Origin of the sequence: Rhodococcus sp. PAE-6 (assembly GCF_025290685.1) — a bacterium.
In the GTDB taxonomy this organism is placed as follows: domain Bacteria; phylum Actinomycetota; class Actinomycetes; order Mycobacteriales; family Mycobacteriaceae; genus Rhodococcus; species Rhodococcus pyridinivorans.
Window position 1 is genome coordinate 809,877 of record NZ_JAOCLZ010000001.1, and the last position, 24,759, is coordinate 834,635.

Below are 24,759 nucleotides of genomic sequence, written 5' to 3' on the forward strand. Positions count from 1 at the left end.
GTTACTTCGCAGCCAGGGCGGGGAACCAGAGAGCGATCTCGCGCTCGGCGGACTCCACCGAGTCGGAGCCGTGGACCAGGTTCTCGCCCGGGTCCAGGCCGAGGTCGCCGCGGATCGAGCCGGGCACGGCCTTCTCGACCGGATCGGTGCCACCGGCGAGTTGACGGAACGCCGCGATCGCGCGCGGGCCTTCGAGGACCGCGGCCACGAGGGGGCCGCCGGTAATGAACTCGATCAGCGAGGGATAGAAGGGTTTGCCCTCGTGCTCGGCGTAGTGCGCTCCGGCGACCTCCTCCGTCGCTGTGCGCAGCTCGAGAGCCACGATGTCCAGCCCCTTGCGCTCGATGCGCGAGAGGATCTCTCCGACGTGACGGCGTGCGACGCCGTCGGGCTTGATCAGTACCAGGGTCCGCTCAGTCACGCGACAAGCCTAGAGGTCGTCCCGCTGGCCCGGCAGCAGACCCCTGGATTCGCGATCCCTGATGTCCTTGCGCAGGTAGAAGATGTACGCCCACACCGCGGCGAAGAGCACACCCACCGCACCGAACGCGAGGTCGACGAAGAAGCCGAGCACGGCGAGCACCTGCAGCGTGATGTTGAACGGGATCGCCCACGACTTCTTCTGCACCCCGGCTCCGAGGAACATGAGAACGGCGAGGCCCACGACGTAGGTCGTCGACCACGCGCTCAGTCCCCCGCCGACGGTCGCGATCACCGGCAGCACCAGCAGCACCACGATCGCCTCGAGCACGAGCGTTCCCGCCATCACGCCGCGGAAGCCCTTCCAGGGGTCCGTCGTCGGCGGCCGGAACTTCTGTTCCTCCGGCTTGTCGTTGCTCACGCGGGATCCTTTCCGAACAGACTGCGGGCCGCACCTGCGGTCACCACCGAACCGGTGACCACGACCCCGGCGCCCGACACCGCTTCGCCGGGCTCGCCGACCTCCTCCGCGATCGCGATCGCGGTTTCGATCGCATCCGGGAGCGTCGCCGCGGTGACGACCCGTTCGTCGCCGAATCGGGCGACGGCGATGTTCGCGAGATCGTCGACGTCCATCGCTCGCGGCGACCCGTTGTGGGTGACGACGATCTCGTCGAAGACCGGTTCGAGCGCCTCGATCAGACCTGCGACGTCCTTGTCGGCCATCACGCTCACGACGCCCACGAGCTTGCGGAAGTCGAATTCCTGGGCGAGCGCGGCCGCGAGGGCCTTCGCGCCGTGCGGATTGTGCGCGGCGTCGAGGAAGACGGTGGGCGCATTGCGCACCCGCTCGAGCCGGCCCGGCGTGGTCACCGACGCGAACGCGTCGCGCACCGCCTCGACATCGAGCTGCTTGCCGGGGCCCGCCCCGAAGAACGCCTCGACCGCGGCCAGCGCGACCGACGCGTTGTGCGCCTGGTGCTCGCCGTGGAGCGGCAGGAAGATGTCGGTGTAGAGACCCCCGAGACCCTGCAGGTCGATCTGCTGTCCGCCGACGGCGACCGCACGCCGCACCACCGCGAACTCGGATCCCTGACGGGCCACGGCCGCGTCGGCCTCGACGGCCTGCCGCAGCAGCACGTCCATCGCCTCCGGTTCCTGCTGCGCGATGATCGCCACGGTGTCGCGGGGCACGAGACCGTCGTCGGGTGCCTTCTTGATGATCCCGGCCTTCTCCCCCGCGATCTCCGTGAGGGTGTCGCCGAGATAGCCGGTGTGGTCGATGCCGACGGGCGTGATCACCGCGACCTGCCCGGTGACGACGTTCGTGGCGTCCCACCGTCCGCCGAGACCGACCTCGACGACCGCCACGTCGACGGGTGCATCGGCGAACGCCGCGAACGCCATGGCCGTGGTGACCTCGAATTTGCTCATCTTCGGGCCACCGGCCGCCTCGGACTGCTCGTCGATCATCCGGACGTACGGTTCGATGTCGCGGTAGGTGTCGACGTAGGTCCGCGGCGAGACCGGCGCGCCGTCGATGCTGATCCGCTCGGTGGCGAGCTGCAGGTGCGGGCTCGTCGTCCGGCCGACCCGGTGGTGCATGCGGGTGAGCAGCGCGTCGATCATCCGGGTTGTCGACGTCTTGCCGTTCGTGCCGGCCACGTGGATCGACGGGTAGCTGTTCTGCGGCGAGCCGAGGATGTCCATGAGCGCGGCGATCCGCGCCAGGGACGGCTCGATCTTCGTTTCCGGCCAGCGCTTGTCGAGCTCGGCTTCGACGAGCGTCAGTTCGGCCAGGTCCACCGGGGACGGCGCCCCCGGGGTGTCGGTGCTCACGCCGCGCCCAGCTCCTTCAGTCGTGCGGTGATCCGTGCGATCTCCTCTTCCGCGATCTGCTTGCGACCGCGGATCTTCTCGACCACCTGATCGGGTGCCTTCGCGAGGAAGGCCTCGTTCGACAGCTTCGCGGAGGTGCCCGTCAGTTCCTTCTCCGCGGCGGCGAGATCCTTGCGCAGGCGCGCGATCTCGGCGCCGACGTCGATGCTGCCGGAGGTGTCGAGCTCGACGGTGACCGTCGCGCGGCTCAGCCGGACCTCGATCGACGCGGTGGCCGAGAACGAGTCCTCCGGCGCGGTCAGGCGCGCGAGCGACTGCACGGCCGGCACCTGCGCGACGAGATCGGCGTCCTCGACACCGACGAGCCGGGCCGCGACCTTCTGCGACGGCTTGAGACCCTGGTCGCTGCGAAACCGGCGGATCTCGGTGACGAGCCTCTGCAGGTCGGCGACCCGCTGCGCCGCGGTCTCGTCGGTGGCGATGCCGGACGTCTCGGGCCAGGACGCGACGACGACGGACTCGCCACCGGTGAGCACCTTCCACAGGGTCTCGGTGACGAACGGGATGACCGGGTGCAGCAGGCGCAGCAGCTGGTCGAGGACGGTGCCGAGCACAACCTTGGTGCCGTCGGCGTGGGCGCTGCCCTCGGCGAGCTGGACCTTGGCGAGCTCGAGATACCAGTCGCAGACCTCGTCCCACGCGAAGTGGTAGAGCGCCTCGCACGCCTTCGAGAACTCGTAATGATCGAAGGCCGCGTCGACCTCGGTCCGCACCTGCTCGAGGCGGTCGAGGATCCACCGGTCGGCGTCGGTGAGCTGCTGGCGGGCCGGGAGCTCGCCGATCACCGCGCCGTTCATCAATGCGAACTTGGTCGCGTTGAACAGCTTGTTCGCGAAGTTGCGCGACGACTGGGCGTGGTCCTCACCGACGGCGAGATCGCCACCCGGGTTCGCGCCGCGCGCCAGCGTGAAGCGCAGGGCGTCGGCGCCGAAACGCTCGACCCAGTCGAGCGGGTCGATGCCGTTGCCGCGCGACTTCGACATCTTCTTGCCGAACTGGTCGCGGACGAGGCCGTGCAGGAACAGATCCCGGAACGGCACCTGCGCCTGGTGCACCGCGTCGTCACCCGACACGTAGGTGCCGAACATCATCATGCGGGCGACCCAGAAGAACAGGATGTCGTAGCCGGTGACGAGAACGCTGGTGGGATAGAACTTGTCGAGCTCGGGGGTCTTCTCCGGCCAGCCCATCGTGGAGAACGGCCACAGGCCGGACGAGAACCACGTGTCGAGCACGTCCGGGTCCTGCTCCCAGCCCTCGGGGGCGATCTCGTCGGGGCCGAAGCACTCGACCTCGCCGTTCGGGCCGTACCAGATCGGGATGCGGTGACCCCACCACAGCTGACGCGAGATGCACCAGTCGTGCATGTTGTCGACCCAGTCGAACCAGCGCGGTTCCTGGCTCGCCGGGTGGATGACGGTGTGACCGTTGCGCACCGCGTCGCCGGCAGCCTTGGCGAGCTTGTCTACCTTGACCCACCACTGCATCGACAGCCGCGGCTCGATGGTCTCGCCGGACCGCTCGGAGTGGCCGACGCTGTGCAGGTAGGGGCGCTTCTCGGCGACGACGCGGCCCTGCGCGGCGAGTTCCTCGCGGATCGCGATGCGCGCCTCGAAACGGTCCATGCCGTCGAAGCGGGTGCCGGAGTCGGCGATACGACCGGCCTTGTCCATGATCGTGGGCATCGGCAGGTCGTGCCGCAGGCCCATCTCGAAGTCGTTGGGGTCGTGCGCAGGCGTGATCTTCACTGCGCCCGTACCGAATTCGGGGTCGACGTATTCGTCGGCGATGATCGGGATCTGCCGGCCGGTGATCGGGTGCTCGAGCGTCGTGCCGATGATGTCCTTGTAGCGCTCGTCTTCGGGGTGCACCGCGACGGCGGTGTCGCCGAGCATCGTCTCCACACGAGTGGTAGCGACGACGACGTGCGGCTCGTCGTCGTTCAGGGAGCCGTAGCGCAGGGAGACGAGTTCGCCCTCGACCTCCTCGAACTTCACCTCGATGTCGGAGATCGCGGTCTGCAGCACGGGCGACCAGTTGACCAGGCGCTCGGCGCGGTAGATCAGCCCCTCGTCGTAGAGGCGCTTGAACATCGTCTGCACCGCGCGGGACAGCCCCTCGTCCATGGTGAAGCGGTCGCGCGACCAGTCCACACCGTCGCCGATGCGACGCATCTGGCCCTGGATCATGCCGCCGGACTCGGCTTTCCACTGCCAGACCTTCTCGATGAAGGCCTCGCGACCGAGGTCCTCCTTCTTCTTGCCGTCGGCGGCGAGCTGCTTCTCGACGACGGTCTGGGTGGCGATGCCGGCGTGGTCCATGCCGGGCAGCCACAGCACCTCGTAGCCCTGCATGCGCTTACGGCGGGAGAGCACGTCCATGAGGGTGTGGTCGAGGGCGTGACCCATGTGCAGGCTGCCGGTGACGTTCGGCGGCGGCAGGACGATCGAGTACCCGGGCTTGTCGCTCGTGGGGTCGGCCTCGAAGTAGCCGGCGTCGACCCACTGCTGGTAGAGCTCCGCTTCGACGGCGCTGGGGTCCCAGCTCTTGGGAAGGGCGTCGGCGGGGTTCTGCGAGTTCTCTGGCGCACTGGTCACCCGTCAATCGTAAGCGTCGCGGCGAACCTCCTGGACACGGGCCACGACAGAGATGGACACGTGCCACGACAGAGATGGACAAGGGTCGCGACAGAGCCGGACAGGGGTCGCGACAGAAGAGTGTGGCCCGCTCCCCGACCGGGTATCGCAGTGCCGGGCGGCCGAATGCGCGGACGCCGAACGGACAGGACGGAGGACACCGTCATGATGCGGGCATTGATTTTCGCTGCAGGTGCGGCCGCGGGATTCGTCGCGGGGACCCGGGCGGGACGCGAGACCTACGACAAGATGCGGGGGCGTTCGAACGAGCTGTGGCACAACCCGGCAGTGCAGGAAAAGGTCATTCCTGCGGTACAGGACAAGGTGACAGAAGCGGCCGGCGTCGTGAAGGAGAAGGCACCGCACCTCCAGGAGACGGTCGGTGGTCTCGCCGAGAAGGTCACCCATCGCGGCGGATCGGGTCAGCACTCGGCCGGTTCCGGTTCCGCGACGAGCGAGTCGACACCGGCCACCGACGAGCCCACGCGTCCGCCGGTCTCGCCGGGCGACCAGCCGCGCCCGCCCGAATAGCGAGACAGTAGACCCCGAGCGGACGTCCTCGGTCAGCTCAGCTCGTCCGGCAGGTCGAGCGGGCGACCGAGCACGTGCTCGGACAGGAACGCCTCGACGGTCCGGTACCAGATCTTCGAGTGCTGAGGCTTCAGCACCCAGTGGTTCTCGGACGGGAAGTACAGGAAGCGGTGGACGGTGGTGCCGTCGTCCTCGGCGGGTCGACCCGATTCGTTGAGCAGCTCGTACCACAGGCGCAGGGCTTCGCCGATCGGGACGCGATAGTCCTTGTCGCCGTGGATCACGAGCATGGGCGTGACGATGTCGGCGACGAACAGGTGCGGTGAGTTCTCGACCGCCATCTCCGGGGTCATCTCCCGCTGCCAGTACCAGGCAACGTCGGTGGTCGGGGTGAACTGGTCCAGCGCCCACAGACCCGCGTGGGTGACGACCGCGCGGAACCGGTCGGTGTGCCCGGCGATCCAATTGGCGAGATATCCACCGAACGATCCGCCCATCACCGCGGTCCGCTCCTCGTCGATATCCTCACGCGCGACCGCGGCATCCGTGACGGCCATCAGATCGGTGTACGGTTCGCTCCCCCACCGACCCCAGCCACGCCGCACGAAGTCGTCGCCGTAGCCGGTGGACAGTGCGGGATCGGGAAGCAGCACCGCATAGCCGCGGGCGACGAGGAGCCACGGGTTCCAGCGCCACGACCAGGTGTTCCAGCTGCTCAGCGGACCGCCGTGCACCCACAGAAGCATCGGCGCGGGGTCGTCGGCGGACGCCGTGTGCGGAAGCGCGAACCATGCCCGCAGCGGCGTGCCGTCGGCGGCCTCGGTGGTCAGTTCCTCGAGACGTCCCGGCAGTTCCGGGAGCGCAGCGGGAGCACGTAGCGGCGTGACGGTGCCGGCGTCCGGTCCGGTGAGGTCGATGCGCACGGGGTGCGGCGGCGCTTCGTAGGAGGCGCGCAGCGCGTACGCCCTGCTGCCGTCGGGTGCGAGGCACACGTCCGTGTAGGCGGCGTCGTCCGCGGTCAGGCGGTCGGGCTGCGCGGACCCGAGTCTCTGCACGAAGACCGGCGCACGGCCGTGATCGTCGGCGGTGAGCACGAGACCGGAACCGTCGGGCAGCCAGGTGACGGAAGTGGGACGTCTGTCCCATTCAGGGGCCTCGATGGTCGTGGTTCCGCTCGCGATGTCCAGGACGCGGACGGTGATCTGCGGCGGGTTCTCCGCGTCGCCCATCGATTCGTGCAGGTAGGCGAGCTTCGTCCCGTCGCGCGAGATCGACGGGTGCGTCGCGTCGCCGGTCTCGTCGTCGACGAGCGGGGTGCGCAGGCCGGTGCCGAGATCGACCCGCACGAGCGTGACCCGGCGCGAGGCGAGCGGACCGGGGACCACCCAGGTCGCGGCGGCGAACGAACCGTCGGCAGCGATGTCGACGGAGCCATCACGCAGCGACCCTCGGATCCCGGGCGTGAGGTCGGTGAACCCGTGGCCGCACGTGTCCGGGACGAGCAGGTGCGGCTGGTCGGGTCCGAGATCGTGGTCCCAGTAGCGCACCGGATAGCCCGTGTGCAGCACCGCGGTGACGACCTTGTCCTTACGGGCGTCCCGGATCCGTTCGTCGTCGGACTCGCTGTGGCCGAGGACGGACGCGACGAGGACGATCCGGTCGGCCCCGGATGCCGCGTGCACCGATGCGAATCCACCCTTGCGGGATCCGACCTGCTCGGCCTCGCCGCCCGCTGCGGGCAGTCGCCACAGCGACACCGGCGGATCGTCCTTGCCCCGGGCGGCGGTGAACAGCAGATCGCCGGACGCGGTGAAGGTCGGGTTCGATTCACCCGTGGTGCCGTGGGTGAGGCGTCGCGCCGGGGCGTTGCCTTCGGGATCCACCTCCCACAGAGCCTCGGTGTACGAGGTGGCCTTGTCGTCGAGCGTCGACTGCGTGATCACCAGGCGATTCCCGTCCGGGGACATCGTGAGGGAGGTGACGCGAGGAAGCGCCAGGTAGTCGTCGAGCTCGTGGAAGGCCGTCATGCCTGGACGATATCGGGAGCGGCGGTGGGCGGTCCGCAAGGTGGCACCGAGTTCGTCTGTAACCTGGTCGTTCGGCGGGTACATCCCGTGGCAACGCCGTCACCCAGTCCGAACGGAGCACTCACATGGTCGACCTCGCATACGTCATCGCCGGCTCGGAAGCGACCGGTGGCGCCGGTCTGCAGGTCGACCTCAAGACGTTCCAGCAGCTCGGTGTGTACGGGGTGGGCACCACGACGTGCATCGTCTCGTTCGACCCGAAGAACAACTGGGGCCACCGCTTCTTCCCCGTCCCGGCCGACGTGATCGCCGAGCAGATCGAGGCCGCCACCGCCGCCCACAATCTCGACGTGGTGAAGATCGGCATGCTGGGCACGCCCGCGACGATCGACGTCGTCGCCGAGGGACTCGAGAAGCAGGACTGGCGGCACGTCGTGCTCGACCCGGTCCTGATCTGCAAGGGCCAGGAGGCCGGCGCGGCCCTCGACACCGACAACGCCCTGCGCGCGCAGGTGCTCCCCCACGCCACGGTCGTCACCCCGAACCTGTTCGAGGCACGGACGCTGTCCGGGATGGACGAGATCACCTCGGTCGACCAGCTCATCGAGGCGGCGCGTCGCATCCACGACCTCGGCCCGAAGTACGTCGTCGCGAAGGGCGGCGTCGAACTCGACGGCGAGGACGCCGTGGACGTGCTGTTCGACGGCTCCGAGGTCACCCTCCTGACGGCACCGAAGGTCGGCAACGAGCGTGTCTCCGGCGCCGGCTGCACCCTCGCCGCCGCGATCACCGCCGAACTCGCGAAGGGCGCGTCGGTCGCCGACGCCGCGGCCCGCGCGAAGGATTTCGTCACGACCGGGATCAAGGGCCGCGTGTCCGCCAACACCCCGTTCGACACCGTCTGGCAGGGCGCCTGATCCGAAGGCGGGAAGCATCCCGTCAGCGCGGCTGCCGCCACATCCCCCACAGGGTCGGCCCACCACCGGGGATGACGATGGCGCGGGTGACCTCGAACCCGAACCGCTCGTAGTAGGGAACGTTCGATTCCTTGCTCGACTCGAGGTAGGCGGGGGCGTGTTCGGCGTCGGCGCGGTCGAGGCCGGCCTTCATCAGGGCTTTGCCGAGGCCGGTCCCCCGCGCATCAGGTGAGGTGCCGATCGTCGACAGGTACCAGTGCGGTTCGTCCGGATGCGCCGCGTCGAGGGTGACGTTGACCTGCCCTCCCCGCTTCATGTAGCGGCCGAGCGCGGCGTAGAAGCCGGGCAGGAGGCGGAGCGAGGTCCACGCATCGGTGCGCCATCGTCCGGGCGGCGCCCACATCGCCGCGCCTCCGACGGTCCCACCGGACTCGGCGATGTCGGTGGCTCCCAACGGCACCATGTGGTGGCGGGCGTCGGCGGCGAAGAAACGGGTCATGCGGCGGATACGGTGCTCCTCGTCCGGGAACATCCACGCGAAGACCGGATCGTCGAAGAACGCCTCGGCGATCACCCGAGCGAAGACCGGAATGTCGCGGCGCGTGGCGGTTCTCGGTTCGACGGCCATGTCGGCAGCCTACGACGAAGACGTGCCCGACGACCTGCCTTCCGTCGCCAGTTCCTTCGCGAGGGGCGTGGGGAACCGCGGCATCACCCGCACCCCACCCAGCCAGTCGTCGAGGCGGGCGGCTTCCTCGCGTAGCACCGCGGTGCCTTCGGCGCCGATGTCCTCGAGCAGATGCAGGCTCACCGCTCCCGTGTCGGTCTGCCACCACGTGCCGACGATCCGTCCGTCCCACCAGGCGGTGGGACCGGCGTTGCCGTTGGAGTCGAACAGCGCCTCCTTGTACGGCCCGAGATACCACTCGCGTTCGGTCCACCCCATGACCGTGGGGTCCAGACCGGGCAGCAGTGCACCCCACGGTTCGACGGGAGCGGGCTCGTCCACGTCGTCGGCCAGGAGGTAGCCGGGACGGCCGTCGAGATCGACCTCCACCACGTCGAGTTCGGCGAGGGCCGCGCGGACGGCAGTGAGGGTGGAGCCGAGCCACCATTTCAGATCCCCCTCGGTGCCGGGACCGAATGCGCGCAGCCACATCCGCACGAGTTCGCGCACACCCGTCGCCTCGTCGACGGGGTCGATGGTCGAGCCCAGCCACGACTCGGTGGTCGTCCAGGTGGGGCGCGAAACCCGCCACGACCCCTTGTTCGACGCCCGGACCACTTTCCCCTCGGCGGAGAGCACCGTGAGCACGCGAGGCGCGAAGGTGACCGGCCCACCCCAGGATTTGCCGGCACCGAACTCCAGCGCGCCGTCGAGGAGCGGGATCTCGGCCTTGAGCTCGCTCGATGTCGCCTCCCGCCCGTCGGCCAGGGCGGCGAGGATGTGGCGGCTCACCTCGTCGAGCCAGCTCTCGCCGTCGTCGTGCAATCCGGCCTTCACGACGTCCTTGACGACCGTGCGCCGTTGTGCGGCGGCAACCCGGGCGCTCGCCCCGGCCTGCACCACCGGGAGGGTGTCGAGCGGGACGACGAAGACGGTGCGCCGCATGGCCATGTGTTTGACCATGGTGCGGTCGTCGTAGAGCGCCCTGTCGAGGTCGGCCACGGTGAACCCGTCCACACGTGCCCACGCCGACAGGTAGACGGTCGCCGGGTCGGTGCCGTGCAGGCACACCAGGGACGTCGCCGCGTCGACGGCGTCGGGGGCGCGGTGGGCGGGATGCAACCGGTGCCGGACGGCCAGTCGTGCCCGGCGTTCGTCCACGTCGATCCTGGGTGCGGCCATGGCCGTCATCGTAGGACCGGCCACCGACCTCGGGCGCGCGGTGAAGGGGCCCCGCGGCCTCAGGCTGCTCGTTCGCGCAGCCAGGCCATCGCCTCCATCCGGTACTCGTCGATGCCCTTGTACTGCGCGATCTCGCGCGGCAGCTCCTCGACGATGTCGGCGAGCTGGTACGCCCACTGCGGGTAGGCGGCGATCTCGGCGAGGGGTGCCATGTAGGTGCGGATGTTGAACACGATCGCACCGGTCGTCGGCAGCCGGATGAGGTGCTCGAGTTCGATGCGCAGCTGGATCCTCCCCCAGTCCTTCTCGGCCATCAGGCGGGGGATGTCGTCCATCCACTCGGGCATCGTCTCGAGGCTCGTGTCGCGGCGCCGCGAGCCGACGGCCGAGAAGGTCCAGTTCACCCGTCGGTAGGGCTGGTCGGCGGTGAGCCGGCGCAGGAACTGCTCGGCCCGGTCGGTGACCCCGTCGCGCGTGAGACCGGGTACGGGACGGTGGATCTCGTGCATGCTCATGCCGATGTCGAATTTCACCGACCAGTCGGCGGAGGAGGTCACCACGGCGGCGTCGAAGTAGAGGTGGCCGTCGCGTTCGGTGACGAGCAGGACGTCGTCGGGGATCTGGCAGGCGACGAACACCAGCGGGTGTTCGGGCAGCGTCTCCGGATCACCCGGGACGAAGGTGCAGTCGATTCCGAGAGGTTGGTTGCGCCAACGGTATCCGGATCCGAGGCGGTCGAGGGTCATGAGGTCGGGATACGACGCGACCATCTCGCGGAAGTAGAACATCAGCAGGTCCCACGAGGCCGGGGTCATGTGCGGGAGGTAGCGGACCCGGTGCGGGTCCCGCTCGAGGATCCCCTGTCGCAGGGCCATCATCTCGACGTAGTCAGGTCCGAGGTCGACGATGTGTTCGCCCCAGCCGCCGGCGAACGTGTCGACGCGGCGGCGGGCGGGTTCGACGTTGACCCCGTAGCGGAATCTGTTCTCACCTTCGAGAAAAGGCCACGGGAGATAGGACAGGTCGCTGGTAACGGTCACATTCGGTCCTTCCGGTCGGTTCTGTCAGGCGACGGCTCCGAGATAGGTGCCGTGGTGACTCGACAGGTGCGGGCGGATCTCGAGGGAGATCCCGCACCCGGCGCACGAGATCCTGTCGCCGGGTCGCGCGTCGGCCCGCTGTGTCGTCTCGCAGTGGGGGCAGAAAACCGTCAGCGTCACCGTCGACGTGACGTAGGTGATGAGTTCGCAGGGCAGGGCGCCGGCCTGCCGGGCGGCGGCGGTGTAGGCCATGGCCTCGGCGGCCGGACCGGCGACGAGGATGCGTGATCCCGCCCGCAGCGCGGCGACCGCTTCGGCGGCGCGACCGGGTGTCGGGTCGTAGAGGGCGGCGGCGTCGCGTCCAAGTTCGGAGGCGTCGGCCATCCAGTGCCGCACCGCCTTTCGCGCGAGTTCGCAGTCGCTCGCGGCGAGGACGAGGAAGGCGCGACCGGCACGGTCGAGTGCGGGTGGGTCGCCGTGGACGAATCCGGAGGCCTTCACGACCGCACACCCCCGTAGGTGCGGAGCCAGCGCACCCCCGGTTCGCGGGTGCGGGTGATGCCCTTGTAGTCGGCCATATCCTCGGGCAGCTCCTCGAGGACACGGCACAACCGCTCGGCCCATTCCGGTACGCGGGCGATGTCCTCGAAGGGCAGCAGGTAGGTGCGGATGAGGAACATGATCGCGCCGGAGACACCGAGGCGCACGAGGTGCTGGACCTCGACGCGCAGGTTCAGCCGGCGTCCCACGTCCTCGAGCGGCCCCTCGGCGAGCAGCCGCCGGTCGCGTCCCCACACGGGATAGGTCTCGGTGGACTGGTCGAGGAGGCGGTCGACGCTGAGCGACCAGTTGGTGCGGCGGTACTGCCGGCCGGGCTGCAGGCCCATGAGGAACTGCTGGGCGCGCGGGATGACCCCTTCGGTGTGCACGCGCGGGACGGGCCCGTGGATCTGCAGGAAGCTCATGCCGACGTCGAAGCGCAGCGACCAGTCGGCGGCGAAGGTCACCAGTCCGGCGTCGCCCCAGAGGGCACCCTCACGCTGGTCGAGCAGCACGACGTCCTCCTGGAGGTGCCTGCCGACGAACAGCAGGGGTGGTTCGGGCAGGGTGGACGGATCACCGAACACGAAGGACTGTTCGACGCCGAGTGCCCGGTTGGTGAATCGCCGGGCCGCACCGTCCCCGTCGAGCGAGAACGTCTCGGGGTGGGCGTCGGTGAGCATCCGCATGAGGGTGAGCATCGCGTCCCACTGGGCGATCTCCATGTGCGGCAGAGCCTGGAACCGGGTGGGGTCCTCGGCGAGGATGCGGGTGCGTTCGGCGAGATCCTCCCGGTACCGGCCGTCGACGTCGACGGGGTGGGTCCCCCATCCCCCGACGGGTGTCTCCACGACACTGCCGGCGGGTTCGACGTTAGTGCTGTAGCGGTAGGTGTCGCGGGGGAAGGGGAACGGGAAGCGGGCGATGCGGTCGGGGATCGCCGCGCTGTCGCCGAGGGCCTCGAGGTCGATCGTGGTACTCACAGATCCAGCTCCAATCGGGGTCCGTTCGCGCGGGAGACGCACGGCATGAGGCAGTCTCCGGCCTCCTTCTCGGCGGCGCCGAGATACAGGTCGCGGTGTTCGATGTCGCCGCTCACCACGGGCAGCCGGCACTCCCCGCACACGCCCTGACGGCAGAGGCTGGGGACCGCGATGCCGCGGGATCCGAGCGCTTCGAGGAGGCTGACACCCGAGGCGACGTCCACGTCGACGCCGCTGCGGGTGAGGTGTGCGGTGAACGGTTCGCCGGGGTCGAGGTCGCCGACCCCGAAGTGCTCGTAGTGCACGCGGGCGCCGGGCCAGCCGGCGCGACCGGCACGGTCGGTGAGTTCGTCGATGAGCGCAGCCGGCCCGCACGCGTAGAGGTGGGTGCCGATCGGCTGGTCCAGCAGCGCGGGTCCCATGTGCTCCCAGAAGCCGTCGCGGCCGGTGTGGAGGTGGAGGCGGTCGCCGCACAGCTGCTCCAGGTCGTCGAGGTGGGCGGCGTCGCGCTCCCGGTGGACGTAGTGCACCTCGAACGAGCGGCCCCACTGCACGGCGGCGCGGACGTGGGACAGGATCGGGGTGACGCCGATTCCGGCGGCGACGAGCAGGTGGTGCCGCGCGGTGAGGACCGGGGCGAAGGCGCTGCGCGGGGTGCTCACCTGCACCCTGTCCCCCGCTCGCAGGGAGTGGATCCAGCGGGAGCCACCGCGGCCGTCCTCCTCGAGCCGTACGGAGATGCCGTAGTGGTCGGGCTCGAAACCGGGTCCGGTGAGGGAGTAGGAGTTCCGGCGGGATTGCCCCTCCGGCCCGGTTCCGCAGGTCACGACGATGTGACTGCCCGGGGTGAAGGAGGGCAGGAGTGCGCCGTCGGACGCGACCAGCCGCATGTGCCGCACGGTCGGAGTCAGTGCGGTGACCTCGTCGACCGCCAGCACCAGGCCGGCGTCGGACGGCACGTTCGTTGCGGGGCTGTCGGACATCAGGGTCATCAGCGTTCCTCCGCGTCGATCATGTAACCGAGGTAGGCCGCGTGGTGACGCGAGACATGGTGGTAGACCACGAGTTCCGCGCGGCAGTTCGGGCAGGTGGTGCACCGGCCGACCTCGACGTCGGCGAGATGGGTGGTGTGACAGTGTGCGCAGTAGACCGCGCGGTCGGCGGTGTCGATCGGGACGGGCATGATCTCCTCGTCGACGAGCCCGCCGGCCACCGCCATGGCCCTTGCGGCGAGGACGGCGGCCTCGGATCCGACGAGGACGAGTCGGCAGCCGACCCGGGAGGCGTCGAGCTGCCGTCGGAGGACGCGGGCAGCTGTGTCGCCCCACTCGGCGGGCAGACGCATCCAGTCCACCCGCCGACCGTCGAAGGACAGCAAGAGATTCCGCGCCTGCTCGGCGGCCTCGTCGCCGAAGGACAGGATCGTGAAGGTCCGTCCCCCGCCGGCGATGCTCCGTTCCTCGTCCCACCTCGGCACACTGGTGGTGTCCATACAGACGTTCACGGCATCTCCTAGGGCGCGAAGGAGCGGAGGCCGACGTAGAAGGCGAGCGCGCCTTCGGGGGTGGTGAAGCGGATGCGAGATCCCTTGGGGAAGAAGATCGCGTCGTACGCACGGGCGATCTCGACCTGGCCGGTGTCGAGGTTCTCGAGGCGGAACTCGCCGTCGAGGACGACCTTCATCTCGTCGTATTCGTAGGTGTAGTCGAGGGGCGCCTCGGTGGGTTCGAGACGGAAGTAGCCGGAGGCCATGGGGCAGCCTTCGGGATTCGGGTGGACGTCGTCGATGTAGCCCTTCGTTCCCGGGAACTCGTCGACCGACATCTGCGGGAGGTTCTTCCAGAAACCGGAGGTCACTCGGAATGCGGGCACGGTGATGGTCTCGGACATGGCAACTCCTCAAAGGGAAGGAATGCGCGAACGCGCGGTGTGCAACGAGAACGTCGATCGCTGACGTGAAACAGACGATAATGGGAAGAAACGCAGCGATGGTTGCAGTTCTGTTAACGCGCGTAACCGATTCCTCTCGAGGGCAAGGGAATCCGGACCCTCGAGGAGGTTCCCCGGAGCCTGGACGGAACATCCGTCAGCGGCCGGGATCGAAGAGGGCGCGATGCCGGATACGCGTGACGATCTCGGCGGCCCGTTCGAGCGGTATGGGCGTCTCCTGCAGGGCGTCCTGCGCGTACCAGACGTAGGCCGACCCAGCGCGGGCGGATCGCCCGGTCCGACTCCGGTGCCGTCGCCCGGCTGCGCGCCGCGGGCTCGGTGATGCCCGGCAAGACCCACATACCCGAGTTCTGCCAGTCCGCGACCAGCGACAACCTGCTCGACCGGGAGACCGGGAACCCGTGGGATCCGTCCCGTACGCCGGGCGGTTCGAGCGGTGGCGCCGCGGCTTCCGTCGGCGCCGGTCTCGCGACGATCGCGCTCGGCTCGGACGGCGGCGGGTCCATCCGCATCCCGTCGGCCTTCAGCGGACTCGTCGGGTTCAAGCCGACCACCGGATCGTGCGCGGACGAACGGGGTTTCCGCGCGATGACTGATTTCGTCACTGCCGGCCCGCCGGCCTGGACGGTGGACGACGCCCGCATCATGACGGAGATCCTCGCCGAGACGACCTTCGAACGCACCACGGTGCGGCACCGGCGGATCGCCTTCTTCCGGCGCCCGGACGGACGTCCGGTCGATCCCGCGGTCGCCCGCACCGTCGAGACCGTCGCCGGAATCCTGTCGGATCTCGGGCACGAGGTCGTCGAGACCGACATCCCGATCCAGGGGTGGAACGAGATCTTCGGGCCGCTCGTGCTCGACGACGGGCTGCGCGAACGCGCCCATCTGCTCGACGATCCGGAGCTGCTGACCCCGCTACGAGCGGGCGAGTCCGCGAGCCGCGATGCAGCTGACCAGCGCCGAGGTCGCCGGTGCCCGCGGGCACTGGACGGATTCCTCCTCCGCATGGACGATTTCCTGCACCGTTGCCGTCAAGGGCATCGACACCCTGAACGGTACCGAGGTCGACGACCTCTACTTCTCCGACTGCGAGTTGCCCGCCGACTCGGTGGTCGGTGAGGTCGGCCAGGGCTGGTCCCAGCTCATGCCCGGGCCGGCGACCGAGCGGCTGATCCTCGCCGCCCAGATGCTCGGCGTCGCCGAACGTGCCTTCGACGACCCCTAGGGTCTGGCGCGGGCGTCGTCGATGGCCAAACTCGAGGCGACGGAGGTCGCCAAGAACACGGCCCTCGAGTGCATGCAGATGATGGGCGGCTACGGCTACTCCACCGAGTTCGACATGGTGCAGCACGTGCGCGCGGCCCTCGGCGCGACGATCTACGGCGGAACCAACGAGATCCAGCGCGACATCATCGGGAACTCGTTCGGTCTCCGATAGAACCCTCGCTCACACGAACATCGCAGCGGCGGGACGGTCCTTCGACCGTCCCGCCGCTGTTTGTCGTTCGCATACAGGGCGGTTTCCACGCCAAGCGTCACCGCGATCTCACGGTTGCGTAACACGCTCGTCATGGATACCGTGTTTCCTTCTATTCGACAGCGATTCCTACAGTGAAACTTCGTCGAACCGAGGAGCCCCCATGACGCTGGAAGCCACCGACACATCCGTGCTGCGCCTCCCGTCCACGAACGGCCGGTCCCCCGAGACCTCCGGCACCGCCGGTCTGGCCGAGCTCGCACACGCGACCGGCACCCGCTTCATCCTCGCCGTCTTCACCACCCTGTCCGGAAAGCCCTGCGCCAAGCTGGTTCCCGTCGAATCCGTCGACGAGCTCGCCACCGACGGTGTCGGTTTCGCCGGCTACGCCGCGGGCTCTATGGGCCAGGTCCCCAAGGACCCCGACCTGGTCGCCATCCCCGACGTCTCGTCCTTCACCCCCATCCCCTTCGTCCGCGAGGGCCTGGCGCTGGTCCACTGCGACCCCTACGTCGAGGGCAAGCCCTGGCCGTACGCCCCGCGGGTGATCCTCAAGACCGTGCTCGCGCAGGCCGCCGCCAAGGGCCTGAGCGTCAAGGTGGGCACCGAGATCGAGTACTTCCTCGTCCAGCGCGACGAGAACGGAACCCTGCGCACCGCCGACGCCCTCGACACCTCCCGCCAGCCCTGCTACGACGCCCGCGACGTCACCCGCATGTACGAGCACCTGACGTCGATCTCGTCGGCGATGAACATCCTCGGATGGGGCAACTACGCCAACGACCACGAGGACGGGAACGGCCAGTTCGAGCAGAACTTCCAGTACGCCGATGCCCTGACCACCGCCGACCGGGTCGTCACCCTGCGCTACCTGATCTCCGTGCTCGCCGAGCAGCGCGGCATGACCGCAACCTTCATGCCCAAGCCGTTCGCCGACCGCACGGGATCGGGCATGCACATGCACCTGTCGCTGTGGAGCGACGGCGTCTCTGCCTTCCCCGACGCATCCGACCCGCACGGCCTGGGCCTGTCGAAGACCGCCTACTCGTTCATCGCCGGCATCCTCGAGCACGCCTGCGCTCTGCAGGGCGTCATCGCGCCGACGGTCAATTCCTACAAGCGAACCGGTGCAACCAGCACGTCCTCCGGTGCCACCTGGTCGCCGCGCTACGCGACCTACGGTGGCAACGACCGCACCCACTACCTGCGGGTCCCCGACTCCAACCGCGTCGAACTGCGCGGCGGTGACGGTTCCGCCAACCCCTATCTCGCCACCGCCGCGACTCTCGCTGCCGGCCTCGACGGCATCGAACGCAACCTCGACCCCGGGACTCCCGGTACCGGCGGTTCCACGGAGACCCTGCCGATGACGCTACTGCACGCGATGGACGCCCTCCAGGCCGATCCGGTCGTCTCCGGCGCTCTCGATTCGGCGGGCGCGAGTGTCACCGATTACTTCGCCTCACTCAAGCGCGAGGAGTTCTTCCACTGGCACAACACCGTGACCCCGTGGGAGATCGACAGCTACCTGACCGCCTTCTGAGAAGTCTTCGCTACTTCCCTACCCATCGAACAGGAGAGACGACCATGTGCGGAATCGTCGGACTTCATCTGCGGGACACCTCGCTCGAACCCCGACTGGGCAGCCTGCTCACCGGAATGCTCGGGCAGATGGTGGACCGCGGACCGGATTCGGCGGGCGTCGCCGTCTACGGCAACCCGGTCTTCTCCCCCGCCGGGGAGTCGTCGGTCTCGGTACTCGATGCCCCCTCGGATCTCGCCACGATCGTCGGCGACGCACTGGGCGTGACCGTCGGTGCGCTCGATCTCGCACCCACCACCGTGCTGCACGCCCCCGTCCCCGCCACTCTGCTCGCCGACACCGTCCGCGCCCTGGCACCCACTGCGACCGTCATCGGCTTCGGTGACGACGTGACCGTCCTCAAAGGAACCGGCGATCCGCGCATTCTCGCCGAGAACTTCGGCCTGCCGACCGCATCCGGATGGCAGGGTGTGGGCCACACCCGAATGGCCACCGAATCCGCCGTCACCGCTGCCGGATCACATCCCTTCGCCGTGGGACCGGACCAGTGCCTCGTGCACAACGGCTCGTTCTCCAACCACCTGTCGATCAAGCGCGAACTCGAGGACGAGGGGGTGGTCTTCGACAGCGAGAACGACACCGAGGTCGGCGCGCGCTTCGTTGCCAAGCACCTGGCGGAGGGCGCGGATCTCGAGAAGGCGTTGCGCCTTCTCGGCGAACGTTTCGACGGGTTCTACACCCTACTGGTGTCAACATCCGATTCCTTCGCCGTGGTGCGCGATCCGATCGCCTGCAAGCCCGCGATCGTCGCCGAGTGCGACGCCTACGTCGCCATGGCCTCGGAATTCCGCGCTCTGGCAGGACTTCCCGGCATCGCCGACGCCCGCATCTTCGAACCCGAACCGGACCGGGTCTACGTGTGGCAACGCTGAAGGTCGCCACAACCCCCGATTCCGCTGTCCGACCCCGTTCCACGGAGGTAATCATGACCACCGACACCCTGCTCCCGACCGCCACCTACGATCTGGCGACGACCACCACCCGCGAACTCAATGCGGCACTGCACGCGACAGAGGCCCCGGCTTCGGTCGAGGTCGCGAACCCGCAGGGCGCCCACGCACTCGCCTGCGGCCTGAACCGGCCGATCGACGTCCGCATCGACGGCCACGTCGGCTACTACGCCGCCGGTATGAACCAGCACGCCCACGTGACCATCGACGGCAACGCCGGCGTCGGTGTCGCCGAGAACATGATGTCGGGCAGCGTGCGCGTCACCGGCGACGCCTCGCAGTCCGCCGGTGCCACCGCCCACGGCGGGCTGCTGGTGATCGAAGGCAACGCCGCCGCACGCTGCGGCATCTCGATGAAGGGCGTCGACATCGTCGTCGGCGGCGACATCGGGCACATGAGCGCCTTCATGGGACAGGCCGGCCGACTCGTCGTCCTGGGCGATGCCGGTGAGGCCCTGGGTGATTCGCTGTACGAGGCACGGATCTACGTGCGGGGCAGCGTCGCCTCGCTCGGCGCGGACTGCGTCAAGAAGGAGATGCGCCCCGAGCACATCGTCGAACTGCAGGAACTGCTCGACGCGGCCGGTTTCGACGCCGACCCGGCCGAGTTCACCCGCTACGGCTCGGCCCGTCAGCTCTACCACTTCCACGTCGACAACGCTTCGGCGTACTGACGCCCCGACGTTCTTCCGCCGCTCGACCCCGAGGAGAATTCCATGACCTTCCAGCCTGGACTGCGTGAGTCGGCCACATTCGACCGCAACGTCATCCACGAGATCCAGCGTGCCGCCGCGACCGGCATCTACGACATCCGTGGCTGGGGCGCCAAGCGCAAGGTTCCCCACTTCGACGACCTGCTCTTCCTCGGCGCGTCCATGTCGCGTTACCCACTCGAGGGCTACCGCGAGAAGTGTGAGACCGACGTCGTCCTCGGCGACCGCAACGCGAAGTACCCGTTGCACCTCGACATCCCGGTCACGATCGCCGGAATGAGCTTCGGTGCGCTGTCCGGTCGCGCGAAGGAGGCCCTCGGGCGTGGCGCCAGCGAGGTCGGCACGTCCACCACCACCGGCGACGGCGGCATGACCCCGGAAGAACGTGGGCAGTCCAAGCACCTCGTCTACCAGTACCTTCCGTCGCGATACGGCATGAACCCCGACGACCTCCGCAAGGCCGACGCCATCGAGGTCGTGCTCGGCCAGGGCGCCAAGCCCGGTGGCGGCGGCATGCTCCTCGGGCAGAAGATCACCGAGCGGGTCGCGGGGATGCGTACCCTGCCGGTGGGCATCGACCAGCGCAGCGCGTGCCGGCACCCCGACTGGACCGGCCCCGACGACCTCGCCATCAAAATCCTCGAACTGCGCGAGATCACCGGCTGGGAGAAGCCGATCTACGTCAAGGTCGGCGCGACCCGCACCTACTACGACGTCAAGCTCGCCGTGAAGTCCGGCGCCGACGTCGTGGTGGTCGACGGGATGCAGGGTGGCACCGCTGCCACCCAGGACGTCTTCATCGAGCACGTCGGCATCCCGACCCTGGCCGCGCTCCCCCAGGCGGTGCAGGCCTTGCAGGAGATGGGTGTGCACCGCACCCCGGGCGGCGTGCAGCTGATCGTCTCCGGCGGTATCCGCTCCGGCGCCGACGTTGCCAAGGCGATGGCCCTCGGCGCGGACGCCGTCGCCATCGGCACGGCCGCGCTGATCGCCCTCGGCGACAACGATCCGAAGTACCAGGCCGAATACGAGAAGCTGGGCTCCGCAGCCGGTTTCTACGACGACTTCCAGGACGGCAAGGACCCCGCCGGCATCACCACGCAGGATCCCGACCTGCAGGCCCGCTTCGATCCGGTAGAGGGTGGCCGCCGCCTCGCGAACTACCTGCGGGTGCTCACCATGGAGGCCCAGACCATCGCCCGGGCGTGCGGCAAGTCGCACCTGCGCAATCTCGAACCGCAGGACCTCGTCGCGGTCACGATGGAGGCCGCCGCGATGGCTCGGGTGCCCCTGGCCGGCACCGACTGGATCCCCGGCCGCAGCGCCTTCTGACCGTGGCGACAGGCCTGCCACCGCACTTCCCGAGAGGACACAAGATATGACCGCCTTCGACACGCTCTGGGCATCGATCCTGGATGTCGGTAAGCATCCGATGACCGGGGGCTATCGCCGATTCGCTTGGAGCGACGCCGATTTCACTCTCCGCGAGTGGTTCCGCGGCTGCGCCGCCGAGCGCGGCATGGACGTCGAAGAGGACCGGAACGGGAACCTGTGGGCGTGGTGGCTCCCCGTCGGCTGGGAAGGCGATCCCACCGACGCCTTCGTCACCGGTTCGCACCTGGACTCGGTGCCCGACGGCGGCGCGTTCGACGGACCACTCGGCGTGGTCTCGGCGTTCGCCGCGGTCGATCTGGTCCGTGAGCGCGGCATCGTCCCGACCGTGCCGATCGCGATCACCGCGTTCTCCGACGAGGAGGGTGCCCGCTTCGGTGTGGCTTGCGTGGGCAGTCAGCTCACCACCGGGGCGCTCGCTCCGCAGCGTGCGCTCGGCCTGCGTGATCGTGACGGAATAACGTTGGCCGAGGCCATGACCCGCGCCGGTCGCGTGCCCGAACACATCGGCACCGACCCCACCCTCGTCGACCGGGTCGGGGTGTACGTCGAACTTCACGTCGAACAGGGCCGGGCCCTCGACCTCGTCGATGCACCGGTCGCGGTCGCGTCGTCGATCTGGCCGCACGGCCGATGGCAGTTCACCTTCACCGGTGAGGCCAACCACGCCGGAGCCACGCGCCTGGTGGACCGCCGCGACCCGATGCTCGCCTACGCCTCGTCGGTGCACAGCGCCCGCTCGTGTGCCGCGGCGGCCGGTGCGGTCGCCACCTTCGGCAAACTCGAGGTGCTGCCCAACGGGGCCAACGCGATCCCCTCCGAGATCAAGGCCTGGCTCGACGCTCGCGCCGCGGACGAGGAGACCCTGACGACGCTGGTCGCCGAGATCGAGGCCGAGGCCCGCAAACACTGCCTGCCGGACGAGATCGGACTCGATGTCTTCGCCGAATCGATCACCCCGATCGTCGAGTTCCCGGCCGGACCGCGCGAACGGTTGCGCCGCGCGCTGTCGCATCTCGGGGACATCCCGGTACTGCCCACCCAGGCGGGACACGACGCGGGCATCCTCTCGGAGAAGGTTCCCACCGCAATGTTGTTCGTGCGCAACCCCACCGGTGTCTCGCATTCACCGCACGAGTTCGCCGAGGCCGACGATTGCAACATCGGAGCGCAGGCGCTGGCCGACATCATGGCGGACTGGACGACGGGCAGTTAGGTGGCCGCGCAGGTGATCCGGCCCGGCGAGCGGCGGCGGGTGCCCTGGCGCAACGGCGCCGGGATCACGGAGGAGGTCGCGACCGGACCCGACGGCCCCTCCGGCCGTCCGCTGTGGCGGATCAGCGTGGCCGAGCTGGGCTCCGAGCCCAGCGAGTTCTCGGCCTTTCCCGGCACGGAACGGATCTTCACCGTCATCGGTGAGCACGGCGCCGACCTCGACTCGGGCCACGGACCCCGTTCGCTGGATCCGTGGCGTCCACACTCGTTCGCCGGTGAGGACGCGCCCCACTGCGTCCCCCGAGGCGCCACCCGTGCATTCAATGTCATGACCGAGCGCGGGGGCGCCACTGCGGCCGTCGGGTACTTCGCGCTCGACACGGTGTGCGACACCGCCGCAGATGGTGTCACGGCCCTCTACGTGCGATCGGGCTCGGTGCAGGCCGGTACCGAACGAGCTGCGCCCGGGGACTGCGTCCTGATCCGCGGCGAGGCCGTCACCCTACGAGGCTCGTCGGCCACCGGACTACTGGTCCGCATCGAACCCACTTCCTCCCTCTGACATCGACTCCCCCACCGACCTCCTGATTCGGAGGCCGACCGAACAAAGGATCCTCAGGTGACGGACACGACCAAGTTTCTGATCGTCGGCGGCGGCCTCGAAGGCCTGGCCATCGCCTACTCCCTCGCCGACCGCGGCGAAACCGACGTCCTCGTCCTCGAGCGCGACACCCTCTGCTCGGGCATGACCGGTAAATCGAGCGGCGTCGTGCGGTGCCACTACGGCACCCCTTCGCTGGCCGCGATGTCCTGGTACGGCGTCGAAATTTTCACCAGGGCGACCGAAATCTTCGGCGACGACATGGCATTCCGCCGGTGCGGTTACGTCGTCGGTGTCGCGGAGAACAACGTCAAGCCGCTCGAGGCGAACATCGAGATGATGCAGGGCCTGGGCATCGCCACCGAACTCATCTCCCACGACAAGATGGCCGAACTGTGGCCGGGCCTGAACCTCGACGATTTCGCCCTGTTCGCCTACGAACCGCTCGGCGGTCGCGGCGAGGCCTACATGGCGGGAATGGCGTTCGGTGCAACGGCACGTCGGATGGGCGTGAAGATCCGACAGAGCAGCCCGGTGGTGTCGTTGCTGCAGAACGCCGCGGGCCGGGTCTACGGCGTCACTCTCGCCGACGGGTCCGAGGTGCACGCCGAGCAGGTCGTCGTCGCGGCGGGACCGTGGACGCCGGCACTCGTCGCCGGTGTCGGCGTCGACATCGACGTCCGGGCGCAGCGCGCGCAGTTGGTTCTCGTCGACCAGGGTGTCCCGACCCCGGAGGTGCCCGTGCTGTCCGATCTGGCGGGTCTGCAGTACATCTGCCGTGAGCCGAACGGTGAACTCCTGGTGGGCAATTCCGATCATCAAACGCCGCAGTACATCGATCCCGACAAGTACGTGAACCGCGCCGACGACTCGACGATCGAGAAGAACATCATGAAGCTCGGCAACCGACTTCCCGACATGCCGGACCCGCGGATCACCAGTTCGTACGTCGGTGCCTACGACGTCACCGAGGACTACAACCCCGTCATCGGTCCGGCACCGGTCGAGGGTCTGTTCCTGGCGACGGGATTCTCCGGGCACGGATTCAAGATCTCCCCCGCGGTGGGCAAGCTGGTCGCCGACCTGCTGATCGACGGGAAGACCGACCTTCCGAACGTGAACCCGGACGACTTCCGTTTCTCCCGCTTCGAGGAGGGTGATCTGCTCCTGAGTCTCAACCCCTACGAAGGCGCCGGCGAGATGCGCTGATCCCCACCTACTCAGCACTCGTGCCCTCCACGGACCCGGCCGGATCTCTGTCGTCCGGATCTGTGGAGGGCACCGCCATGTCTGCATTGCGGCGTTCACCACCGGTGGACACACGCTACGCTGACGAGATGGCCAGCCCAGATCGTCCCGTCTTGTACGACGATTCCGGACGCGAAGTTCCGCGCGGCACCCCGACGGGTGTGGATCTCGAGCGCGCGATCGCCCACCAGGTGCGGTCGTTGCGGCTGGCCAGCGGCCTGTCCGTCGGCGACATGGCCGCGAAGGTGGGGATCTCCAAGGCGATGCTCTCGAAGATCGAGAACGCCCAGACCTCGTGCAGTCTGTCGACGCTCGCCCGGCTCGCCGTCGGCCTCGACGTCCCCGTCACCTCGCTCTTCCGGGGCGCGGACGCGCACCGCGACGCGGTGTTCACCAAGAACGGGCACGGCGCCGAGATCGTCGGTCGCGGTACGCGGGTGGGCCATCACTACGAACTGCTCGGCGCGCTGCGGGGACAGCACAAGAGACTCGAACCGGTGCTGGTGACCCTCACCGATGCGAGCGACGTCTTCCCGCTCTTCCAGCATCCCGGCACGGAATTGCTGTACATGCTCGAGGGCGAGATGCTCTACGGCCACGGCGATTCCGAGTACCACCTGCAACCGGGCGACGCCCTGCTCCTCGACGGCGAAGGGTTGCACGGACCGAACGAGCTGCTGAAGCTGCCCATCCGGTTCCTCGCCGTCACGGCGTATCCCGACAATCACCAGCCGTGAACGACCGGCAACCGTGAACACGACGGAG

General features: G+C 68.7%; 24 protein-coding genes and 1 pseudogene. 12 read left to right on the forward strand and 13 right to left on the reverse strand.

Annotation, left to right across the window (positions count from 1 at the left end; translation table 11 throughout):
- Nucleotide 1: 1 nt before the first annotated feature.
- Genes ndk through NVV99_RS03750 form a run of 4 tightly spaced genes read right to left on the reverse strand, consistent with a single transcriptional unit; the run spans nucleotide 2 to nucleotide 4,916 of the window.
- Nucleotides 2–421, reverse strand: a complete 420-nt coding sequence (ndk, locus tag NVV99_RS03735) for a nucleoside-diphosphate kinase (RefSeq protein ID WP_006551181.1) — start codon at nucleotides 419–421, stop codon at nucleotides 2–4.
- Between the two features lie 9 nt (nucleotides 422–430).
- Nucleotides 431–841: a DUF4233 domain-containing protein gene (locus tag NVV99_RS03740; RefSeq protein ID WP_006551180.1), complete on the reverse strand. Its 411-nt coding sequence runs from the start codon at nucleotides 839–841 to the stop codon at nucleotides 431–433.
- A complete protein-coding gene (locus NVV99_RS03745) occupies nucleotides 838–2,259 on the reverse strand; it encodes a folylpolyglutamate synthase/dihydrofolate synthase family protein (protein ID WP_006551179.1) in 1,422 nt (473 codons plus the stop codon). The genes NVV99_RS03740 and NVV99_RS03745 overlap by 4 nt, the downstream gene beginning before the upstream one ends.
- A complete protein-coding gene (locus tag NVV99_RS03750; protein WP_024100598.1) occupies nucleotides 2,256–4,916 on the reverse strand; it encodes a valine--tRNA ligase in 2,661 nt (886 codons plus the stop codon). The genes NVV99_RS03745 and NVV99_RS03750 overlap by 4 nt, the downstream gene beginning before the upstream one ends.
- A 204-nt stretch (nucleotides 4,917–5,120) precedes the next feature.
- Between NVV99_RS03750 and NVV99_RS03755 the strand changes: the two genes are divergently transcribed.
- A complete protein-coding gene (locus tag NVV99_RS03755; protein ID WP_024100597.1) occupies nucleotides 5,121–5,486 on the forward strand; it encodes a hypothetical protein in 366 nt (121 codons plus the stop codon).
- A gap of 32 nt (nucleotides 5,487–5,518) precedes the next feature.
- Here NVV99_RS03755 and NVV99_RS03760 read toward each other — a convergent pair whose 3' ends face one another.
- Complete coding sequence (locus NVV99_RS03760; RefSeq protein WP_024100596.1) at nucleotides 5,519–7,513, reverse strand: alpha/beta fold hydrolase; 1,995 nt, start codon at nucleotides 7,511–7,513, stop codon at nucleotides 5,519–5,521.
- 125 nt (nucleotides 7,514–7,638) lie between these two features.
- Between NVV99_RS03760 and thiD the strand changes: the two genes are divergently transcribed.
- On the forward strand, nucleotides 7,639–8,430 hold the full coding sequence (thiD, locus tag NVV99_RS03765) for a bifunctional hydroxymethylpyrimidine kinase/phosphomethylpyrimidine kinase (protein ID WP_006551175.1): 792 nt from the start codon (nucleotides 7,639–7,641) through the stop codon (nucleotides 8,428–8,430).
- Between the two features lie 22 nt (nucleotides 8,431–8,452).
- Here thiD and NVV99_RS03770 read toward each other — a convergent pair whose 3' ends face one another.
- The 8 genes from NVV99_RS03770 to NVV99_RS03805 are packed head-to-tail and all read right to left on the reverse strand — an operon-like array spanning nucleotide 8,453 to nucleotide 14,732.
- Nucleotides 8,453–9,058, reverse strand: a complete 606-nt coding sequence (locus NVV99_RS03770; RefSeq protein ID WP_024100595.1) for a GNAT family N-acetyltransferase — start codon at nucleotides 9,056–9,058, stop codon at nucleotides 8,453–8,455.
- Nucleotides 9,059–9,067: 9 nt separating this feature from the next.
- Nucleotides 9,068–10,279 (reverse strand): winged helix DNA-binding domain-containing protein, encoded by a 1,212-nt coding sequence (locus NVV99_RS03775; RefSeq protein ID WP_041803303.1) that lies wholly within the window; start codon nucleotides 10,277–10,279, stop codon nucleotides 9,068–9,070.
- 59 nt (nucleotides 10,280–10,338) lie between these two features.
- A complete protein-coding gene (locus tag NVV99_RS03780; protein WP_041803302.1) occupies nucleotides 10,339–11,319 on the reverse strand; it encodes a DUF3445 domain-containing protein in 981 nt (326 codons plus the stop codon).
- Nucleotides 11,320–11,343: 24 nt separating this feature from the next.
- Nucleotides 11,344–11,820 (reverse strand): dimethylamine monooxygenase subunit DmmA family protein, encoded by a 477-nt coding sequence (locus NVV99_RS03785; RefSeq protein ID WP_006551171.1) that lies wholly within the window; start codon nucleotides 11,818–11,820, stop codon nucleotides 11,344–11,346.
- On the reverse strand, nucleotides 11,817–12,842 hold the full coding sequence (locus tag NVV99_RS03790; RefSeq protein WP_024100592.1) for a DUF3445 domain-containing protein: 1,026 nt from the start codon (nucleotides 12,840–12,842) through the stop codon (nucleotides 11,817–11,819). The genes NVV99_RS03785 and NVV99_RS03790 overlap by 4 nt, the downstream gene beginning before the upstream one ends.
- Nucleotides 12,839–13,834, reverse strand: coding sequence for a PDR/VanB family oxidoreductase (locus tag NVV99_RS03795; RefSeq protein ID WP_024100591.1), 996 nt, complete (start codon nucleotides 13,832–13,834; stop codon nucleotides 12,839–12,841). The genes NVV99_RS03790 and NVV99_RS03795 overlap by 4 nt, the downstream gene beginning before the upstream one ends.
- Nucleotides 13,834–14,346, reverse strand: a complete 513-nt coding sequence (locus NVV99_RS03800) for a dimethylamine monooxygenase subunit DmmA family protein (protein WP_242411712.1) — start codon at nucleotides 14,344–14,346, stop codon at nucleotides 13,834–13,836. Before NVV99_RS03800 ends, NVV99_RS03795 begins: the two co-directional genes overlap by 1 nt.
- Before the next feature lie 8 nt (nucleotides 14,347–14,354).
- Nucleotides 14,355–14,732: an ethanolamine utilization protein gene (locus NVV99_RS03805; RefSeq protein WP_024100589.1), complete on the reverse strand. Its 378-nt coding sequence runs from the start codon at nucleotides 14,730–14,732 to the stop codon at nucleotides 14,355–14,357.
- A gap of 327 nt (nucleotides 14,733–15,059) precedes the next feature.
- Here NVV99_RS03805 and NVV99_RS03810 point away from each other — a divergent pair, with 327 nt between their 5' ends.
- The 10 genes and pseudogenes from NVV99_RS03810 (at nucleotide 15,060) to NVV99_RS03855 (ending at nucleotide 24,731) form a co-directional block, all read left to right on the forward strand.
- Nucleotides 15,060–15,914, forward strand: coding sequence for an amidase family protein (locus NVV99_RS03810; RefSeq protein ID WP_080678443.1), 855 nt, complete (start codon nucleotides 15,060–15,062; stop codon nucleotides 15,912–15,914).
- Nucleotides 15,826–16,233 (forward strand): annotated as a pseudogene (locus NVV99_RS03815) (acyl-CoA dehydrogenase family protein); the annotation flags it as partial. The gene NVV99_RS03810 and the pseudogene NVV99_RS03815, both read left to right, overlap by 89 nt.
- Nucleotides 16,234–16,435: 202 nt before the next feature.
- Entirely contained in the window at nucleotides 16,436–17,815 is a 1,380-nt protein-coding gene (gene glnT / locus NVV99_RS03820) for a type III glutamate--ammonia ligase (RefSeq protein WP_260782749.1), read from the forward strand.
- Between the two features lie 44 nt (nucleotides 17,816–17,859).
- A complete protein-coding gene (locus tag NVV99_RS03825) occupies nucleotides 17,860–18,747 on the forward strand; it encodes a glutamine amidotransferase (protein WP_039586900.1) in 888 nt (295 codons plus the stop codon).
- 53 nt (nucleotides 18,748–18,800) lie between these two features.
- Complete coding sequence (locus tag NVV99_RS03830; protein WP_230787650.1) at nucleotides 18,801–19,499, forward strand: protein glxC; 699 nt, start codon at nucleotides 18,801–18,803, stop codon at nucleotides 19,497–19,499.
- A gap of 42 nt (nucleotides 19,500–19,541) precedes the next feature.
- Nucleotides 19,542–20,870 carry an FMN-binding glutamate synthase family protein gene (locus tag NVV99_RS03835; protein WP_006551158.1) on the forward strand — a complete coding sequence of 443 codons (1,329 nt, stop codon included), beginning with the start codon at nucleotides 19,542–19,544 and terminating at the stop codon, nucleotides 20,868–20,870.
- Between the two features lie 46 nt (nucleotides 20,871–20,916).
- Nucleotides 20,917–22,146 (forward strand): allantoate amidohydrolase, encoded by a 1,230-nt coding sequence (locus NVV99_RS03840; RefSeq protein WP_260782750.1) that lies wholly within the window; start codon nucleotides 20,917–20,919, stop codon nucleotides 22,144–22,146.
- Nucleotides 22,147–22,707: a HutD family protein gene (locus NVV99_RS03845; protein WP_252174077.1), complete on the forward strand. Its 561-nt coding sequence runs from the start codon at nucleotides 22,147–22,149 to the stop codon at nucleotides 22,705–22,707.
- Between the two features lie 57 nt (nucleotides 22,708–22,764).
- Nucleotides 22,765–23,955 (forward strand): FAD-binding oxidoreductase, encoded by a 1,191-nt coding sequence (locus NVV99_RS03850; protein WP_260782751.1) that lies wholly within the window; start codon nucleotides 22,765–22,767, stop codon nucleotides 23,953–23,955.
- A gap of 128 nt (nucleotides 23,956–24,083) precedes the next feature.
- Nucleotides 24,084–24,731: an XRE family transcriptional regulator gene (locus NVV99_RS03855; RefSeq protein ID WP_024100581.1), complete on the forward strand. Its 648-nt coding sequence runs from the start codon at nucleotides 24,084–24,086 to the stop codon at nucleotides 24,729–24,731.
- The last annotated feature ends 28 nt before the right edge of the window (nucleotides 24,732–24,759 follow it).

Excerpts from the sequence above, each read along its gene's own strand:
- NVV99_RS03755 (WP_024100597.1), top strand. The coding sequence starts at position 5,121 with ATGATGCGGGCATTGATTTTCGCTGCAGGTGCGGCCGCGGGATTCGTC.
- NVV99_RS03760 (WP_024100596.1), bottom strand. The coding sequence starts at position 7,513 with ATGACGGCCTTCCACGAGCTCGACGACTACCTGGCGCTTCCTCGCGTC.
- thiD (WP_006551175.1), top strand. The coding sequence starts at position 7,639 with ATGGTCGACCTCGCATACGTCATCGCCGGCTCGGAAGCGACCGGTGGC.
- NVV99_RS03770 (WP_024100595.1), bottom strand. The coding sequence starts at position 9,058 with ATGGCCGTCGAACCGAGAACCGCCACGCGCCGCGACATTCCGGTCTTC.
- NVV99_RS03775 (WP_041803303.1), bottom strand. The coding sequence starts at position 10,279 with ATGGCCGCACCCAGGATCGACGTGGACGAACGCCGGGCACGACTGGCC.
- NVV99_RS03795 (WP_024100591.1), bottom strand. The coding sequence starts at position 13,834 with ATGACCCTGATGTCCGACAGCCCCGCAACGAACGTGCCGTCCGACGCC.
- NVV99_RS03805 (WP_024100589.1), bottom strand. The coding sequence starts at position 14,732 with ATGTCCGAGACCATCACCGTGCCCGCATTCCGAGTGACCTCCGGTTTC.
- glnT (WP_260782749.1), top strand. The coding sequence starts at position 16,436 with ATGACGCTGGAAGCCACCGACACATCCGTGCTGCGCCTCCCGTCCACG.
- NVV99_RS03825 (WP_039586900.1), top strand. The coding sequence starts at position 17,860 with ATGTGCGGAATCGTCGGACTTCATCTGCGGGACACCTCGCTCGAACCC.
- NVV99_RS03830 (WP_230787650.1), top strand. The coding sequence starts at position 18,801 with ATGACCACCGACACCCTGCTCCCGACCGCCACCTACGATCTGGCGACG.
- NVV99_RS03835 (WP_006551158.1), top strand. The coding sequence starts at position 19,542 with ATGACCTTCCAGCCTGGACTGCGTGAGTCGGCCACATTCGACCGCAAC.
- NVV99_RS03840 (WP_260782750.1), top strand. The coding sequence starts at position 20,917 with ATGACCGCCTTCGACACGCTCTGGGCATCGATCCTGGATGTCGGTAAG.
- NVV99_RS03855 (WP_024100581.1), top strand. The coding sequence starts at position 24,084 with ATGGCCAGCCCAGATCGTCCCGTCTTGTACGACGATTCCGGACGCGAA.